The 15,574-nt window shown below is 71.0% G+C and carries 17 protein-coding genes; 7 read left to right on the plus strand and 10 right to left on the minus strand.

What is annotated here, in order from left to right:
* Positions 1-186: 186 nt before the first annotated feature.
* The 4 genes from AB0A95_RS01305 to nadA form a co-directional block, all read right to left on the minus strand.
* The gene (locus tag AB0A95_RS01305) at positions 187-747 is read right to left on the minus strand and encodes an XRE family transcriptional regulator (RefSeq protein ID WP_357553587.1); all 561 of its coding nucleotides are present in this window, start codon (positions 745-747) and stop codon (positions 187-189) included.
* A gap of 167 nt (positions 748-914) precedes the next feature.
* The gene (locus AB0A95_RS01310) at positions 915-1,508 is read right to left on the minus strand and encodes a DUF3043 domain-containing protein (RefSeq protein WP_357553588.1); all 594 of its coding nucleotides are present in this window, start codon (positions 1,506-1,508) and stop codon (positions 915-917) included.
* A 104-nt stretch (positions 1,509-1,612) separates the two neighbouring features.
* Positions 1,613-2,968: a UDP-N-acetylglucosamine 1-carboxyvinyltransferase gene (gene murA, locus AB0A95_RS01315; protein ID WP_124820727.1), complete on the minus strand. Its 1,356-nt coding sequence runs from the start codon at positions 2,966-2,968 to the stop codon at positions 1,613-1,615.
* Between the two features lie 212 nt (positions 2,969-3,180).
* Positions 3,181-4,380 (minus strand): quinolinate synthase NadA, encoded by a 1,200-nt coding sequence (gene nadA / locus AB0A95_RS01320; RefSeq protein ID WP_357553589.1) that lies wholly within the window; start codon positions 4,378-4,380, stop codon positions 3,181-3,183.
* Between the two features lie 68 nt (positions 4,381-4,448).
* Between nadA and AB0A95_RS01325 the strand changes: the two genes are divergently transcribed.
* The 3 genes from AB0A95_RS01325 (at position 4,449) to AB0A95_RS01335 (ending at position 7,288) form a co-directional block, all read left to right on the plus strand.
* Positions 4,449-5,588, plus strand: coding sequence for a glycerate kinase (locus AB0A95_RS01325; protein WP_357553590.1), 1,140 nt, complete (start codon positions 4,449-4,451; stop codon positions 5,586-5,588).
* A 169-nt stretch (positions 5,589-5,757) separates the two neighbouring features.
* Positions 5,758-6,126 carry an iron-sulfur cluster insertion protein ErpA gene (gene erpA, locus AB0A95_RS01330; protein WP_238661535.1) on the plus strand — a complete coding sequence of 123 codons (369 nt, stop codon included), beginning with the start codon at positions 5,758-5,760 and terminating at the stop codon, positions 6,124-6,126.
* A 181-nt stretch (positions 6,127-6,307) separates the two neighbouring features.
* Positions 6,308-7,288 (plus strand): carbohydrate kinase family protein, encoded by a 981-nt coding sequence (locus AB0A95_RS01335; protein ID WP_357553591.1) that lies wholly within the window; start codon positions 6,308-6,310, stop codon positions 7,286-7,288.
* 116 nt (positions 7,289-7,404) lie between these two features.
* On the opposite strand, the gene AB0A95_RS01340 is transcribed toward AB0A95_RS01335, so the two are convergent.
* Together AB0A95_RS01340 and AB0A95_RS01345 are read right to left on the minus strand one after the other, a co-directional pair.
* Complete coding sequence (locus AB0A95_RS01340; protein ID WP_357553592.1) at positions 7,405-7,638, minus strand: sulfurtransferase TusA family protein; 234 nt, start codon at positions 7,636-7,638, stop codon at positions 7,405-7,407.
* Positions 7,635-8,786, minus strand: coding sequence for an aminotransferase class V-fold PLP-dependent enzyme (locus AB0A95_RS01345; RefSeq protein WP_357553593.1), 1,152 nt, complete (start codon positions 8,784-8,786; stop codon positions 7,635-7,637). Before AB0A95_RS01345 ends, AB0A95_RS01340 begins: the two co-directional genes overlap by 4 nt.
* Before the next feature lie 170 nt (positions 8,787-8,956).
* Here AB0A95_RS01345 and coxB point away from each other — a divergent pair, with 170 nt between their 5' ends.
* Together coxB and AB0A95_RS01355 are read left to right on the plus strand one after the other, a co-directional pair.
* On the plus strand, positions 8,957-9,928 hold the full coding sequence (gene coxB / locus AB0A95_RS01350) for a cytochrome c oxidase subunit II (RefSeq protein WP_357074832.1): 972 nt from the start codon (positions 8,957-8,959) through the stop codon (positions 9,926-9,928).
* A gap of 9 nt (positions 9,929-9,937) precedes the next feature.
* Entirely contained in the window at positions 9,938-10,363 is a 426-nt protein-coding gene (locus AB0A95_RS01355; RefSeq protein ID WP_357553594.1) for a cytochrome c oxidase subunit 4, read from the plus strand.
* A gap of 112 nt (positions 10,364-10,475) precedes the next feature.
* Here AB0A95_RS01355 and AB0A95_RS01360 read toward each other — a convergent pair whose 3' ends face one another.
* The 4 genes from AB0A95_RS01360 to AB0A95_RS01375 all read right to left on the minus strand — a co-directional run bounded on the left by AB0A95_RS01360 (position 10,476) and on the right by AB0A95_RS01375 (position 13,953).
* A complete protein-coding gene (locus tag AB0A95_RS01360; protein WP_357553595.1) occupies positions 10,476-10,682 on the minus strand; it encodes a hypothetical protein in 207 nt (68 codons plus the stop codon).
* Between the two features lie 529 nt (positions 10,683-11,211).
* On the minus strand, positions 11,212-12,273 hold the full coding sequence (gene trpD / locus AB0A95_RS01365) for an anthranilate phosphoribosyltransferase (protein ID WP_357553596.1): 1,062 nt from the start codon (positions 12,271-12,273) through the stop codon (positions 11,212-11,214).
* A gap of 91 nt (positions 12,274-12,364) precedes the next feature.
* On the minus strand, positions 12,365-12,760 hold the full coding sequence (locus AB0A95_RS01370; RefSeq protein ID WP_139585787.1) for a hypothetical protein: 396 nt from the start codon (positions 12,758-12,760) through the stop codon (positions 12,365-12,367).
* A gap of 263 nt (positions 12,761-13,023) precedes the next feature.
* Positions 13,024-13,953 carry a cytochrome c oxidase assembly protein gene (locus AB0A95_RS01375; protein ID WP_357553666.1) on the minus strand — a complete coding sequence of 310 codons (930 nt, stop codon included), beginning with the start codon at positions 13,951-13,953 and terminating at the stop codon, positions 13,024-13,026.
* Between the two features lie 99 nt (positions 13,954-14,052).
* Here AB0A95_RS01375 and AB0A95_RS01380 point away from each other — a divergent pair, with 99 nt between their 5' ends.
* Together AB0A95_RS01380 and AB0A95_RS01385 are read left to right on the plus strand one after the other, a co-directional pair.
* A complete protein-coding gene (locus AB0A95_RS01380; RefSeq protein ID WP_124820713.1) occupies positions 14,053-14,652 on the plus strand; it encodes a heme-copper oxidase subunit III in 600 nt (199 codons plus the stop codon).
* Positions 14,653-14,722: 70 nt separating this feature from the next.
* A complete protein-coding gene (locus tag AB0A95_RS01385) occupies positions 14,723-15,559 on the plus strand; it encodes a cytochrome c (protein ID WP_357553597.1) in 837 nt (278 codons plus the stop codon).
* Positions 15,560-15,574: the final 15 nt, after the last annotated feature.

Below are 15,574 nucleotides of genomic sequence, written 5' to 3' on the forward strand. Positions count from 1 at the left end.
CCGCGCCGACGGGCCGTGGCTGCGGATGGAGGGTAACGGCGTGGGCTCGCTCACCGCCACTGTGGCACCGCCCGCGGGCGCAAACGTTATCCCAATGGTTTCGGACATTTGGTCCTATAACCCAATCTGGTCTTCGACCCTACCGCATTCGACTGCCGCCTGGCTCGGGCGGATCGTCGTCGTCGGTCAGGGATGCTCCAGGATGAGGACGGCGAACGTGCCGGGTGCGAGCGCCTCGTAGCGGTGTGGGGCATCGCCGGGGAACGCCGCGTAGTCGCCGGGGTCGAGTTCGACAGGTGCCGTCTCCGGGCCGACCCGCAGCCGACCGGCGGCGACCACCACGTGTTCGACACTGCGCGGGGTGTGCCCGTCGGCGGCCCGGGCCGCGCCCGGTTCCAGCTCGATCAGGTAGACGTCCCGGCGCAGGTGTGCCGCCCCGGCGCTGAGCAGTGTGCCGGCGAAGTCGGCCTGCTCGGAGCGGACCCGGGACCCGTCGCCGGCCCGAATCACCCGTACGGCGTCGTCGAGGGGCTCCACCAGTCGGCTGAATGGCACGCCGAGGGCCACGCCCAACGCCCAGAGCGTCTCCACGCTCGGGTTGCCGGTGCCGGACTCCAGTTGGGAGAGGGTGGACTTGGCCACCCCCGCCCGGCGGGCAAGCTCGGTCAGCGAGATGCCCACCCGTTCCCGCTCCCGACGCAGGGCGGCGGCGATGGTGGCCAGCGGGGCGGCGGGTTCCGGAGGCATGCGTTCGCTCCATTGGATCAGCGTTCGTTGCGACGAACAGCAGCAGGTGCTTGCCAGCGTCCCCCTGGCCGAGCAAGATTCGCGCGACTAACGGGAAACTGCTGCCTCCGAGACGTCGGAGACAGCAGTTTCGCCGATGGGTTGCGTGGATGGGGCAGGGAGCCGGGTCAGACCTTGTCGCCGAGGTTGACCTGCGGGGCCGGGGCGCGCATCCGCCGGAAGGTGATCGACCGCATGACGGCGTAGAGGAAGAGCGAGCCCATCCGCTGGTCAGTCTTCGGGAAGCGCTCCCGGACCAACTTGCTGATCTTGCGGCAGATCAACACCGAGTCGATGACCACACCCAGGGCCAGTGCGCCCCAGAGCACGTTGGAGATCAACCGGACCGGGTCGGGCATCGCGGCGTTCGACCCGATCAGCACGATCAGCGCACCGCCGAAGAACCAGGTGCCGACGGTACGCCGGGAGTCGACCACGTTGCGGGCCAGCAGCCGTTCCGGGCCGCGGTCGCGGGGGCCACCCTCACGGCGGAACTCCGACGCGGCCTCGGCGCGCAGTTGGCGGCGACGCTCCCGCTCCTCCTCCTTGGTGAGGGGGCGGGTGGGACCGGCCGGGCGACGGCCGACGGTCGGCCGCTTCGGCGTCTCCCGACCCTTGGCCGGGGTGTAACCCCGGGGACGTTCGGCGGTCTCCTCGGTGGTCACCGATGAGACGGCCTCGTCGACGAGGTCAGTGGACTTGCGGCGAAAGAGCGACGGCACGCGGCAAGGGTAGCCAACGATCCGCGCCCGGTGCACATCGCGGTGCACCGGGCGCGGATCGAGGTCGCGAGCGCGGCCGTGTGGCGAACGGGAGGTGTGCGAGGTTACGGACGCTCGGCGTGCGCGCCCAGGTCGGCGAGCTTCGCCTCGAAGTCCTCGTAGCCGCGGTTGATCAGGTCGACGCCGTACACCCGGGAGGTGCCCTCGGCCGCGAGTGCCGCGATCAGGTGGCTGAACCCGGCCCGCAGGTCCGGGATGACCAGGTCGGCGGCGTGCAGCTTGCTCGGCCCGGCGATCACCGCGGAGTGCTTGAAGTTGCGCCGGCCGAAGCGGCACGGGGTGCCGCCGAGGCAGTCCCGGTAGACCTGGATGTTGGCGCCCATCGAGTTCAGTGCCTCGGTGTAGCCCAGCCGCTGCTCGTAGACCGTCTCGTGGACGATCGACAGGCCCCGGGCCTGGGTGAGCGCCACGACAAGTGGCTGCTGCCAGTCGGTCATGAACCCGGGGTGCACGTCGGTCTCCAGCGCCACGGCGTTCAGCTCGCCACCCGGGTGCCAGAAGCGGATGCCGCCCTCCTGCCCCGGGTCGCCCAGCTTCGGCGCACGCGCGTCGGTGACCTCGTACTCGCCGCCGACCGAGCGGAAGATGTTCAGGAAGGTCATCATGTCGGCCTGCTGCGCGCCGAGCACCTCGACGTGACCGCGGGTGGCCAGGGCGGCAGCCGCCCAGCTGGCGGCCTCGATCCGGTCCGGGATCGGCCGGTGGGTGTAACCGTGCAGCTTCGGCACGCCCTGGATCTCGATCACCCGGTCGGTGTGGACCTTGATGATCGCGCCCATCTTCTGCAGGATGCAGATCAGGTCGATGATCTCCGGCTCGACCGCGGCGTTGCGCAGCTCGGTGACGCCCTCGGCCATGACGGCGGTCAGCAGCACCTGCTCGGTGGCGCCGACACTCGGGTACGGCAGGGCGAACTTGGTGCCGTGCAGGCCGTTCGGCGCGGACAGGTGTAGACCCTCCGGCCGCTTCTCGACAGTGGCGCCGAACTCGCGCAGCGCCTGGAGGTGGAAGTCGATCGGGCGCGGGCCGATGTGGCAGCCGCCCAGATCCGGGATGAACGCGTGCCCGAGCCGGTGCAGCAGGGGGCCGCAGAACAGGATCGGGATCCGGCTGGAACCGGCGTGCACGTTGATCTGGTCGGTGCTGGCGCTCTCCACGTTCGCCGGGTCGAAGACGAGCTCGCCGTCCTCGGCGCCGTCGGTGACCTTGACGCCGTGCAGGCCGAGCAGACCCCGGACCACCTCGACGTCGCGGATCTTCGGCACGTCGAACAGCCGGCTCGGGCTGTCGCCGAGCAGCGCGGCGACCATCGCCTTCGATACCAGGTTCTTCGCGCCGCGCACGCGGATCCGCCCTTCGAGCGGAGTGCCTCCGTGCACAACCAGGACGTCGTCGGTCAACGCAACCTCCAGCGCGTCGGTGCTGCCGTGTTGTTGGTGGGGCGCCTGAACGCTGTCGCTACCCCGGATGCGGCCAAGTCGAAACGGCCCGCGTATGTCGTCGCTCCGGCAGCATAGCCCTCGGTGACGAAAAAGGACTCGGTCACATCGGCGTGTGTGGCATTAATCGGTGATCCGGCGCTTTTGCGTACCAAGAGCACTACGGATCGTGATCAGGGCGCCGCCGGCGGCGGGGTGTCCGCGCCGGGCAGGGCGAGCATCTGGTCCAGCGCGACCCGGGCGTGGTGGGCGGTGTCCGCGTCCACCGTGATCTGGTTGACGACCCGGCCCGCGACCAGCTCCTCAAGGGCCCAGACCAGGTGGGGCAGATCGATCCGGTTCATCGTCGAGCAGTAGCAGACGGCCTTGTCCAGGAACATGACCTGCTTGTCCGGGTGCGCCAGCGCGAGACGGCGGACCAGGTTCAGCTCGGTGCCGAGCGCCCACGCCGAACCGGCCGGAGCCGCCTCGACGGCCTTGATGATGTATTCGGTGGAGCCCACGTAGTCGGCCGCGGTGACCACCTCGTGCCGGCACTCCGGGTGGACCAGCACGTTGACGCCGGGCACCCGCTCGCGGACGTCGTTGACGCTGTCGAGCGTGAACCGGCCGTGCACCGAGCAGTGCCCCCGCCAGAGGATCATCTTGGCGTCGCGCAGCTGCTCCGGGGTGAGCCCGCCACCGGGCTTGTGCGGGTCGTAGAGCACGCAGTCGTCAAGCGACAGGCCCATCTCCAGCACCGCCGTGTTGCGGCCCAGGTGCTGGTCGGGCAGGAAGAGCACCTTCGAGCCCTGCTCGAACGCCCAGTCCAGGGCGCGCTTGGCATTGGACGAGGTGCACACCACGCCGCCGTTGCGGCCGACGAAGCCCTTGATGTCGGCCGAGGAGTTCATGTACGTCACCGGGACGGTCTCACCGGCGATGCCCAGCTCGGTCAGCGTGTCCCACGCGGCCTCGACCTGGCCCAGGACCGCCATGTCCGCCATCGAGCAGCCGGCGGCGAGGTCCGGCAGGATCACCCGCTGGGCGTCGGTGGTGAGGATGTCGGCGCTCTCGGCCATGAAGTGCACGCCGCAGAAGACGATGTACTCCGCGTCCGGACGGGCCGCGGCCTCCCGGGCCAGCTTGAACGAGTCGCCTGTCACATCGGCGAACTGGATCACCTCGTCGCGCTGGTAGTGGTGCCCCAGCACGAAGACCTTGCTGCCCAGCTTCGCCTTCGCGGCCGTGGCGCGGGCCACCAGATCCGGGTCGCTGGGCGCCGGCAGGTCGCCCGGACACTCGACGCCGCGCTCGGTGTCGGGGTCGCTGCCCCGACCGAGCAGCAGCAGAGCCGTCGCGGTGTTGGAGGGTTCCACCCAGGTCGAAGTCACGTAGCCCATGGTCCCACAGCGGGAGCGCGACGCAGCTTCCCTCGGTGTGTGCTGCCACACTGCTCGGCATGCGCGTGCTGCTCTGCCCGGACAAGTTCGCCGGCACCCTGTCCGCACCGGAGGTTGCCGCCGCGGTGGCCGGCGGTTGGCGCACCGTCACCGACCGCGACGAGCTGCTGATCCGGCCGCTCTCCGACGGCGGGCCGGGCTTCGTACGGGTGCTCGCCGAAGCCCTCGGCGGCCGGCGGATGCCGGTGTCGACAGTTGATCCGCTGGGCCGGCCGGCGGTCGGTGAGATCCTGGTCACCGCCGACGGCGCGACCGCCTACCTGGAGAGCGCGCAGGCCTGCGGACTGCACCTGCTCAGCACCGCCGAACGCGACCCGAAGGCCACCACGTCGTACGGGCTGGGCCTGCTCGTGGCCGCCGCGGTGGAGAGCGGCGCACGGACGGTGGTGATCGGGCTGGGCGGCTCCGGCACCAACGACGCGGGAGCCGGAATGCTCGCCGCGCTGGGCGTGACCCCCCTGGACGCCACGGGTGCCGCGCTGCCGTACGGCGGTGCGGCTCTGGCCCTGGTCGACGCCCTCGACGGCGTGCCCCGGCTGCGCGGCGTCCGGCTCGTCGCCGCCACCGACGTGGACAACCCGTTGCTCGGGTTGCACGGCGCGAGCAACGTGTTCGGTCCGCAGAAGGGCGCCGACCGGGCGGACGTGCTGCTGCTCGACGCCGCTCTGGAGCGCTTCGCGGCAGTGCTGGAGCGGGATCTGCCCGGCTGCCCGGCCGGGCTCGGCGCGCTGCCCGGCGGCGGTGCCGCGGGTGGCCTCGGCGCTGCCGTCCTCGCCCTGGGAGGCGGCTGCGAGTCGGGCATTGCCCTGGTCACCCGGGCCACCGGGCTGGACGACGCGCTGGACAGCGTCGACCTGGTGATCACCGGTGAGGGGTCGTTCGACCACCAGTCGCTGCGCGGCAAGGTGGTTGCCGGAGTGGCGGGTGCCGCCCGCGACCGGGGGGTGCCCTGCGTGGTCCTGGCCGGGCAGGTGAGCACCGGCCGACGCGAGGCCGCCTCGGCCGGGGTTACCGACGCGTACAGCCTGGTCGAGCACTTCGGTGGCGAGCAGGGCGGCGGGCTCGACGCCGCTCTGAGCCGGCCCGCGGAGGGATTGCACGACCTGGGCGCCCGGCTGGCCCGGCAGTGGAGCCGCTGAGGCTCCCGGCCGCCCGCGGAGGGGGCGGACCTGCGGCGGCGATCACGCCACGCGGGTGAGTCTGGCCGGGGCGGCGTACGATCGGCGGAGGACCACAACCGGGAATCACTGGACGGCGCACGGCGTTGGCCAGTGTGTCCGGACCCACACCGCGCAGGGAGACTTCCACGTGACCACGCCAGCGCAGACCGAGTCGACCGAGGCCCAGGCCCCTACTTCCGTCGTCCTCACCGACGTCGCGGCGCAGAAGGTCAAGGCCCTGATCGAGCAGGAGGGCCGCGACGACCTGCGGCTCCGCGTCGCGGTGCAGCCGGGTGGCTGCTCCGGCCTGCGGTACCAGCTCTTCTTCGACGAGCGTTCGCTCGACGGTGATGTCGTCACCGACTTCGGCGGTGTCGGGGTCGTCGTCGACCGGATGAGCGCCCCGTACCTGTCCGGCGCGACGATCGACTTCGCCGACCGGATCGACGCCCAGGGCTTCACCATCGACAACCCCAACGCGGGCAACTCGTGCGCCTGCGGTGACTCGTTCAACTGAGTCACACCACCGAAGCACAGGCGGGGCCGTCCTTCGGGATGGCCCCATCCGTGCTGGTGGGGCCGGGAGCGGCCCCGAAGCGGCGGTGACGGGCCGGTCACCGACGCCCCACCGACAGGTCACCGTCAGGTTGCCGGGCCGGTAGGCTGACCGCGCCCTGCTTCCTACCCCGAGGGTTGATATGAAGATCGCCGTGACCGGCTCGATCGCCACCGATCACCTAATGAGCTTCCCCGGTCGCTTCGCCGACCAACTCATCGCCGATCAGCTGCACAAGGTGTCCCTCTCCTTCCTGGTCGACGATCTGGTGCTCCGTCGCGGCGGCGTGGCGGCGAACATCGCCTTCGGCATGGGGCAGCTGGGCCTGCGCCCGGTGCTGCTCGGCGCGGTCGGTGCGGACTTCGCCGACTACCGCTCCTGGCTGGAGCGCCACGGCGTCGACTGCGACTCGGTGCACGTCAGCGAGGTGGCGCACACCTCTCGGTTCGTCTGCACCACCGACACCGACATGTGCCAGATCGCGTCGTTCTACGCCGGTGCGATGAGCGAGGCCCGCAACATCGAGCTCGCCCCGGTCGCCGACCGGATCGGCGGCCTGGACCTGGTGCTGGTCAGCGCCAACGACCCCGAGGCGATGCTGCGGCACTCGGCCGAGTGCCGCAGCCGTGGGTACGCGTTCGCCGCCGACCCCTCCCAGCAGCTCGCCCGGATGCCCGGCGAGGACGTGGTGGCGCTGATCGAGGGCGCCGACTACCTGATGACGAACGACTACGAGAAGTCGCTGTTGCAGAGCAAGGCGCAGCTGTCCGACGCCCAACTGCTGGACCTGGTCAAGGTGCGGGTCACCACGCTGGGCAAGCACGGTGTGGAGATCGCCGGGCGGGGCATCGACCCGATCCACGTACCGATCGCACGGGAGGCCCGGGCGGTCGACCCGACAGGTGTGGGTGACGGCTTCCGGGCCGGGTTCTTCACCGCGCTCTCCTGGGGCGTCGACCTGGAGCGGGCCGCCCAGGTCGGCTCGCTGCTGGCCGCGCTGGTCCTGGAGACCGTCGGCACCCAGGAGTACGAGATCCGCCCCGACCTGTTCGTCAAGCGCCTGGCCGAGTCCTACGGCGACGAGGCAGCAGACGAAGTCCGCCCCCACCTCATCCCGGCCTGACCCCCTCTCCTCGTCGATCTTGCACTTTCTGACGCCATGTCACGGCTTCTGTGCCCTTTGCCGGGACAGAAGGTGCAAGATCGACGGGAGTGGGCGGGGCGCGGGCGTGGGGTGGGTTAGTGCAGGCGGCGGACGTCGTAGGCGGGGCCGTCCGGGCCGTTCACCGCGCCCATGAACTCCTGCCCGCGCATCCGGCACCAGGCGGGGATGTCGACAGCCGCCGCCGGGTCGTCGGCCAGCACCCGCACCACGGTGCCGACCGGCACCTGCGGCAGCCGCCGGGCCGCCGCGATCACGGGCAGTGGGCACCGCTGCCCCCGACAGTCGATCACCTCGTGTGGCATTGTCACAGTCCCGCCACCCCCGCCTCGGCCCGCAACCCGGCGACGATCCCCGGCAACTCGGCGAGGAACCGCTCCACGTCCGCCTCGGTCGTCTCCCGATGCAGGCTGACCCGCACGTTGCCGTGCGAGAGCACCCCCATCGCCTCCAGCACGTGCGACGGGCGCAGCGTCGACGACGTGCAGGACGAACCGGACGACACGGCGAAGCCCCGCCGATCCAGAGCATGTAGCAGCGCTTCCCCGTCGACGTACAGGCACGAGAAGGTGACCAGGTGGGGGAGCCGGAGCACCGGGTCACCCACCACCTCCACGTCGGGCACGTCCGCCGCGACCCGCGCCCGGATCCGATCCACGAGCGCGGCCAGCCGGGTCGCCTCCGCCGCCGCGTCGGCCGCCGCCGCGCGCAGGCTCGCCGCCGCCGCCACCACCGCGGGCAGGTTCACCACCCCGGGGGTACGCCCACCCTCCCGCTCGTCGGCCGGCCAGGGCGACTCCCAACGGGTGCCCTTACGCACCACCAGCACTCCCACCCCGGGCGGGCCGCCCCACTTGTGGGCACTCGCGGTGAGCACCGACCAGCCGGCCGGCAGGGGCACCCGGCCAACCGACTGCGCGGCGTCCACGTAGAGCGGCACCCCCACGTCGGCACAGTCGGCGGCCGCCTCGGCGACCGGTTGCACCGTCCCCACCTCGTGACTGGCGGTGATCAGCGCGGCCAACGCGACCCCGGGGGCCCGGACCGCCGCCGACCACGCGGTCAGATCCAGTCGGCCCAACCTGTCGACCGGCACCCCGGTGGCGGTCCCGCCCCGCGCGACGTGCCGCTCCGCCGCGTGCAACACCGCCGAGTGCTCGATCGCCGAGTGCACAAGCGCCGACCCGACCCGGTGCCGCGCCGCCAGCCCTCCGAGCACCGCCCCGTGGGCCGCGGTCGTACCGCTGGGGGTGAACGACACCTCGTCGGCACGCACGCCGAGGGTCACCGCGGTGGCCTCGCGGGCGGCGTCAAGCAGTTGCCGCGCCCGACGGGCCTGGGTGTAGAGCTTGCCCGGGTCGGCCCAGCCGTCGTCGAGGGCGGCCAGCAGCGCCTGCCGCGCGACCGGATGCGTCGGCGCGGCGGACGCCGCGTCCAGGTAGACCGGGGATGCGCTCACAGATCATTACGCTATCGCGGCGGTATGCCCAGGATCCCCCCGATGGGGGCGGACAGTGACCCCACCACTGTCGAGTCCGTCATGGTCGAGTAATCTGCGACCGTCGGTGACGCCTTTGCCGCCGGTGCTGAGGGAAGACGCACCGCGGCGCGCTAGGGAGGCAGGACCAGGTGGTCGCAAGGAGTTCGGAGGTACGGCCGTCGGCCGTACGGCACAGCGCTTCGCCAGGGGTCGGTGGACGCCGGGGGCGTGGTGCTGGTCGGTTGGCCGGGCTCGGTCTCAGTGGCGTGGCGCTGCTGATCCTGCTCACGGGCTGTGACGTGGGTCAGACCTTCCACGGCTTCGGCTGGCCGCAGGGCGGCATCTCGCCGGAGTCCAAGCGGATGTACGACCTGTGGATCGCCTCCTGCATCGCCGCCCTCGCGGTCGGCGTCTTCGTGTGGGGCCTGATCTTCTGGTGTGTCGTGCGCTACCGCAAGCGTGGCAACGCGCTGCCGGTGCAGACCCGCTACAACCTGCCGATGGAGTTCCTCTACACCATCGCGCCGATCCTGATCGTCTCGGTGCTCTTCTACTACACGGCGATCGTGCAGACCGACGTCGACAAGCTGTCGAAGAACCCGGACGTCACTGTCGAGGTCGTCGCCTTCAAGTGGAACTGGCAGTTCAACTACCGCGACGGCCAGGGCACCGAGGCCCGCACCACCGCGTCGACGCTCGGCACCAGCGAGGTCATCCCGGTGCTGGTGCTGCCGACCGGCCGGTCCATCCGCTTCGAGGAGACCAGCCGCGACGTCATCCACTCGTTCTGGGTGCCGGAGTTGCTGTTCAAGCGGGACGTCATGCCGGGCAAGATCCGCAACGTGTTCGAGGTCTCCAGTCTGGACGCCGAGGGCGCCTACGTCGGGCGCTGCGCCGAACTGTGCGGCAGTTACCACGCGTTCATGAACTTCGAGCTGCGGGTGGTCTCGCCGGAGAAGTACGACCAGTTCCTGGCCGCCAAGCAGAGCGGCAAGTCGACCCAGGACGCGCTGACCCAGATCGGCGAGCAGCCGTACGCGACGACCACGCAGCCGTTCGAGACCCGGCGGACGCAGGACAACTTCAACCCGGACAAAGCTCCGGCCCGCACGGGAAGCTGAGGCAGCCGCATGAAGACCGAGTGGCGTATCTTCCTGATCATTGCCGGGTTCCTCGCTGGTGCCACCATCCTCTACGGCGCGTGGACGCACGGAGAGTCGGGCGGCGTCGAGTGGGTTGGCACCGTCGCCCTGCTGCTGTCGTTCCTGCTCTGCTCGATGTGCGGTGGCTTCTTCTGGTTCGTCTCCCGACGCATCGACCTGCGCCCGGAGGACCGTCCCGACGCCGAGATCGCCGACGGCGCCGGTGAGGTCGGCTTCTTCAGCCCGGGCAGCTACTGGCCGTTCGGTCTGGCACTGGCCGCCGCGACCGCCGCGCTCGGCATGGTGTTCTGGCAGTACTGGCTGATCGGCGCCGGCCTGTTGGCTGTCGTCTTCTCCGCCTGCGGGTTGCTGTTCGAGTACTACAGCGGCACCCGGCGCACCGCCGAGCACTGATCCACCCGGTCGCCGTCCCGGCCGACCCGTACGTCACGAAGGCCCGCATCCCCTGGGAGCGGGCCTTCGTCGTAGCCCGACCCAGGAGGCGCGGGGTGCGGGGCGGGGCGCTTCAGGCGGCGTGGCGGTGGGCGGGCTGGTGGCGTCGGCGCTCGGCCAGCCGGGTGACCGGAAAGGCGACAGTGGCGATCACCACGGCGGCGCCACAGCCGGTGCAGATCAGCTCGGGACAGTCGGTGTCGTGGCCGTCGACGCAGGGCGGCGTCTCGAACGCCGCCAAGTCCTCGCAGACATCGCAGTAGAGCTCGCGGTGCGACACGGGTGTCTCCTTCTCATTCCAGGTGAACCGCCCCCGGATGCGACAACGGCGCACAACGGAAACGGAGAACCACTCGCCTGTAGTTTTCCACGCGGGTCCGACAAATCTCCGTCCAGCGCTGCCCGGGAGGCCCGACACAGGCTCATCGCCGTCCCTGCGGCTTGGCGTCGTCGGCTTGGCCCCGTCGGCTTGGCCCCGCCGGCTTGGCCTCGTCGCAGCGCCGGGTGCGGGGTGTCGTAACTGGGCCCCGTTCGCAGGGCTGGGCGCAGAGGTCTCGTCGCAAGGCCCCGTCGCAGAGTCTCGTCGCGGAGCTGGACGCAGGGTCCAGGCGCAGGGTTCGGCCGCCGAGCTGCGCTGGAGTGTCGAGCCGCATGATCCACTCGATATCACTGAGGTCGCGGTATCCAACGCCGCCGGACACCGCCGATTCAAGGAACCCGAGTCGATCAAGGGCTGGGGTGTGGCGGGCTGCGGCGGTGGGTCGACGGGCGGCGCCGCGGTCGGACGGGGGGCGGCCTGCGGGTGGCGGTCAGACGGGGGCCGAGGCGAGGGCGGCGGCGGTCATGATCCAGCGGTCCAGGGTCGCGGCGGCCGCGCCGGAGTCGATCGACTCGGCCGCGCGGTGCATGCCCGCGCGCAGCGCCTCGGTCAGGTCGCCGTCGAGCGGACCCTGGGTGGCCAGCGCCGCGGCGGCGTTGACCAGCACCGCGTCCCGAACCGGACCCGTCTCGCCGGCCAGCAGGCGATGGGCCACGCCGGCGTTGTACGCGGCGTCACCGCCTCGCAGGTCGTTGAGGGTGGACCGGGGCACCCCCAGGTCCGTCGCGTCCAGCACGGCCTCGCGTACGGTGCCGCCCTGGGCTGCCCAGACGCGGGTCGGCGCGGCCGTGGTGAACTCGTCCAGGCCGTCCTCGCCCCGCATGACGAGCACCGAGTCGCCGCGGGCGGCGAACACGCTGGCCATCACCGGGGCCATCCGGGCGTCGAAGCAGCCGACCGCGCCGGATCGGGGGCGGGCCGGGTTGGTCAGCGGGCCGAGGAAGTTGAAGAAGGTGGGCACTCCCACCTCGCGGCGGACCGGGCCGGCGTGCCGCATTCCGGGGTGGTGTCGGGCCGCGAAGCAGAACCCAATGCCCGCCTCCTCGACGCAGCGGGCCACCTGTTCGGGGTCGAGGTCCAGGGGGATGCCGAGGAATTCCAGCAGGTCGGCGGTGCCGCACAGGGAGGAGGCGGCCCGGTTGCCGTGCTTCACCACGCGTACGCCGGTGCCCGCGACCACGAGCGCGGTCATGGTGGAGATGTTGACCGTGTGGGCGAGGTCACCGCCGGTGCCGACCACGTCGAGCGCGGTGCGGCGCGTCTCCTCGGGGAGCACCACCGGGACCGCGCGACCCAGCATCGCCTCGACGAGACCGGCCAGCTCGGCCGAGGTCTCGCCCTTGGCCCGCAGTGCGATGGCGAAGCTCGCTATCCGCGCCGCGCTCGCCGAGCCGGTCATGATCTCGTCCATCGCCCAGGCGGTGTCGGCGGTGGACAACTCCTCGCCGTTCAGCAGCGAGGTGAGCAGGTGCGGCCAGGTCCGATCGCCCATGGCGGGCCTCCCGAGCGTGCGAAGTGCGGGTGGGCTGGAACGGGCGTCGGCGGATCCGACGCCGCGACGGTGCCGGATTGCTGGGGGGACGTCAGGCGGGTGCGTGCGTCCGCAGCAGCTCGGCCACAGTGCCTCCGGTGGTCACCGGGTCGAGCGGGTGCACCAGCGTGGCGTCGACCTCGGCGTACGCGGCGAGCCATCGGTCGGCGGCGCGGGCGATCACGAGGCAGGTCGGGGGAGCGTCGTCCCGGTCGTCCTTGATCTGTCGGGCGATGCCGATGCCGCCACCCGGGCTCGCCTCGCCGTCGAGCAGCAGCAGGTCGATCTCGTAGTCGTCGACCAGCCGGATGGTCTCCGCGTAGGTCGACGCGTCGACGAACTCGATCCGCAGGCCGGGCGCCGGTCGGGTGCCGACGGCCAACCGCATCCGATCACGGACCTGCGGGTCGTCGCTGTAGAGCAGGACGGTGCAAAGACGATCGCTCATGCCGGCACTCCGCTTCGCCGAACGGTCCGGGTACCGGCCGTTTCGTGATATCCCATGGCCTCGAGGTGGCCTCGGCCGGGAGCCGGACGGTGAGCGGTGCCGTCGTGGGGCACCATCGCACTGCGCGTGATGGTTGGTTCGCTGTGCTCACTCATTGGCCGGGCTTGCTCCCACCTCGTAGCTGCCCGCCGATCGTACCGGTCGGGGTGACGTAGCCGACATCCCGCCCGCCGCCACCCCTCGGGGCGTACCGTCCGGGCAGCTCAGGCGGCCGCGGCGTCGGCGGCGCGTTCGCGGGCCTCCTGGCGGTCCAGTTCGCGGTCGACCCGGCGGGCCTCGCGCTCGGACTGCTTGACCCACTGGACCACCAGCACCGCGAGCATCGTCACACTGACGAACTCGCCGCCGGCCCAGAGGATGCCGCCGGCGACCACCTGGTCCGCCTTGGGGTCGGCCCAGCTCAGGTTGAGCGACGGGTACCAGTCGCCGCCGAAGAGCGTGGTGCTCTGCATGATGGTGAGGCCGAGCACCGTGTGGAACGGCACCGAGAGCAGCATCAGCAGCGCCCGCGCCGGGTACGGCCAGCGGCCGGGCAGCGGGTCGAGGCCGAGCAGCGGCCAGAAGAACACGCAGCCGGTCATGATGAAGTGCGCGTGCACCAGCTCGTGCGCCCAGGCGTGTTCGAGGGTGAAGCGGTACAGGTCGCTGAAGTACAGCACGAACGGGTTGACCACGAAGATGGCGAACGCCACAAGCGGGAACGTGTAGACCCGGGCGACGCGGCTGTGCACGATCGCCAGCAGGCGCTTGCGCGGCCCGACCGGCAGGGTCCGCAGGGCCAGGGTCATCGGCGCGCCCAGCGCCAGGAAGATCGGCGCGACCATGGACAGCACCATGTGCTGGATCATGTGCACGGACAGCAGCGCGGTGTCGTACGCGTGCAGGCCGCTGACCGTGACCAGCGCGATGCCGCCCAGCCCGGGGCCGAGGAAGAACACGGTACGGGCGACCGGCCAGCGGTCGCCCCGCAGGCGCAGCCGGTACACCCCGTAGAGGTACAGGCCGGCGGCGAGCACCAGGCCGAGGGCCAGCCAGCTGTCCAGCCGGGTCTCGGTCAGCACCGTGCCGACGGTGAACGGCGGCGGGGCCGAGGTGGCGGCTAAGATCGAATCGACGTGCAGCACGCTTTTCAGGCTAGGCCAGGCGAACCGGACCCTGACGGTCGGGCCACGGAAGGCGCAGGTTTGCCACCCCGCTGATCGCCGGCCCCGGTCAGGGGCAATAATGACGGCGTGACTGCGGCCCCAGCCATTGACAAGAGCCGGATCCACTCTCTGACCCGACCGAACATGGTCAGCGTCGGGACGATCGTGTGGCTCTCCAGCGAACTCATGTTCTTCGCGGCGCTGTTCGCGATGTACTTCTCGATCCGCGCGGCTGCGCCGGAGCAGTGGGAGAAGCACACCGAGGCGCTGAACATCCCGTACGCGACCACCTTCACGGTGATCCTCGTGCTGTCCTCCGTGACCTGCCAGCTCGGCGTCTTCGCGGCGGAGAAGGGCGACGTGCACGCGCTGCGGCGCTGGTTCACCGTCACCTTCGTGATGGGCCTGATCTTCGTGCTCGGCCAGCTGAACGAGTACCGGCACCTGGTCGAGGACGGCATCAAGATCAACGGAGACGGGTACGGGTCGGTGTTCTACCTGACCACCGGCTTCCACGGCCTGCACGTGACCGGCGGTCTGATCGCCTTCATCATCTTCATGGTCCGCACGACCATGGGCCGGTTCACCCCGGCGCAGGCGACCTCGGCGATCGTCGTGTCGTACTACTGGCACTTCGTCGACGTCGTGTGGATCGGGCTGTACGCCATGATCTACTGGCTTCAGTGATCTTGCGCGTCACACTCCGCGCTGCCGCTCCGTCCCCTGAGACAGGTCCAACCGGTTAAGGACACCGCTCATGACTTCTGACAACGACCGCCGACGCGGTCTGCTCGCGCGGTTGCGCGAGCGGCCCGCCGCGCGCAGCAGGGGCCGCCGCCGGCTGGGCGCCGCGGTCCGGCTGATCGCCGCGCTGATGCTGGCCGGCGGCGCCTACACCGTCTTCGCCCCCGGTGCCCAGGCGCAGGACAACCCGCAGCTGACCGGTGCCGCCGCCGAGGGCAAGGCGCTGTTCGACGTGAGCTGTGTGACCTGTCACGGCCGCAACGCCCAGGGCGTCGAGGGTCGCGGGCCGAGCCTGGTCGGCGTCGGCGCGGCCTCTGTCGAGTTCCAGGTCAGCTCCGGGCGGATGCCGCTGGCCCGCCAGGAGGCCCAGGCGCACCGCAAGCCCCCCGTCTTCACCGACGAGCAGACCCGTCAGCTCGGGCAGTACATCCAGGAGCTCGGTGGTGGCCCGGTCGTGCCCGCGGGCGACGACCTCCACGAGGACGGCAACGTCGCGTCCGGCGGCGAGTTGTTCCGGATCAACTGCTCGCAGTGCCACGCGTTCGGTGGCGGCGGCGGCGCGCTCTCCTCGGGCAAGTTCGCCCCGAGCCTGCACCCCGCGACCGACCGCCAGATCTACGCTGCCATGTTGAGCGGCCCACAGAACATGCCGGTGTTCGGCGACAACCAGCTTCGTCCGGAGCAGAAGGCCGACATCATCGCCTACATCCAGGAGACGCTGAAGCACGACCAGGACCCGGGCGGGTTCAACCTCGGGCGGTACGGCCCGTCCACCGAGGGCCTGGCGATCTTCCTGGTTGGCATCGTGGCGCTCGTCTTCGCCAGCCTGTGGATTGCGGGCAAGTCGTGACCGAGCGGATCATCC

Origin of the sequence: Micromonospora sp. NPDC049230 (genome assembly GCF_040647875.1) — a bacterium.
Lineage (GTDB): Bacteria > Actinomycetota > Actinomycetes > Mycobacteriales > Micromonosporaceae > Micromonospora.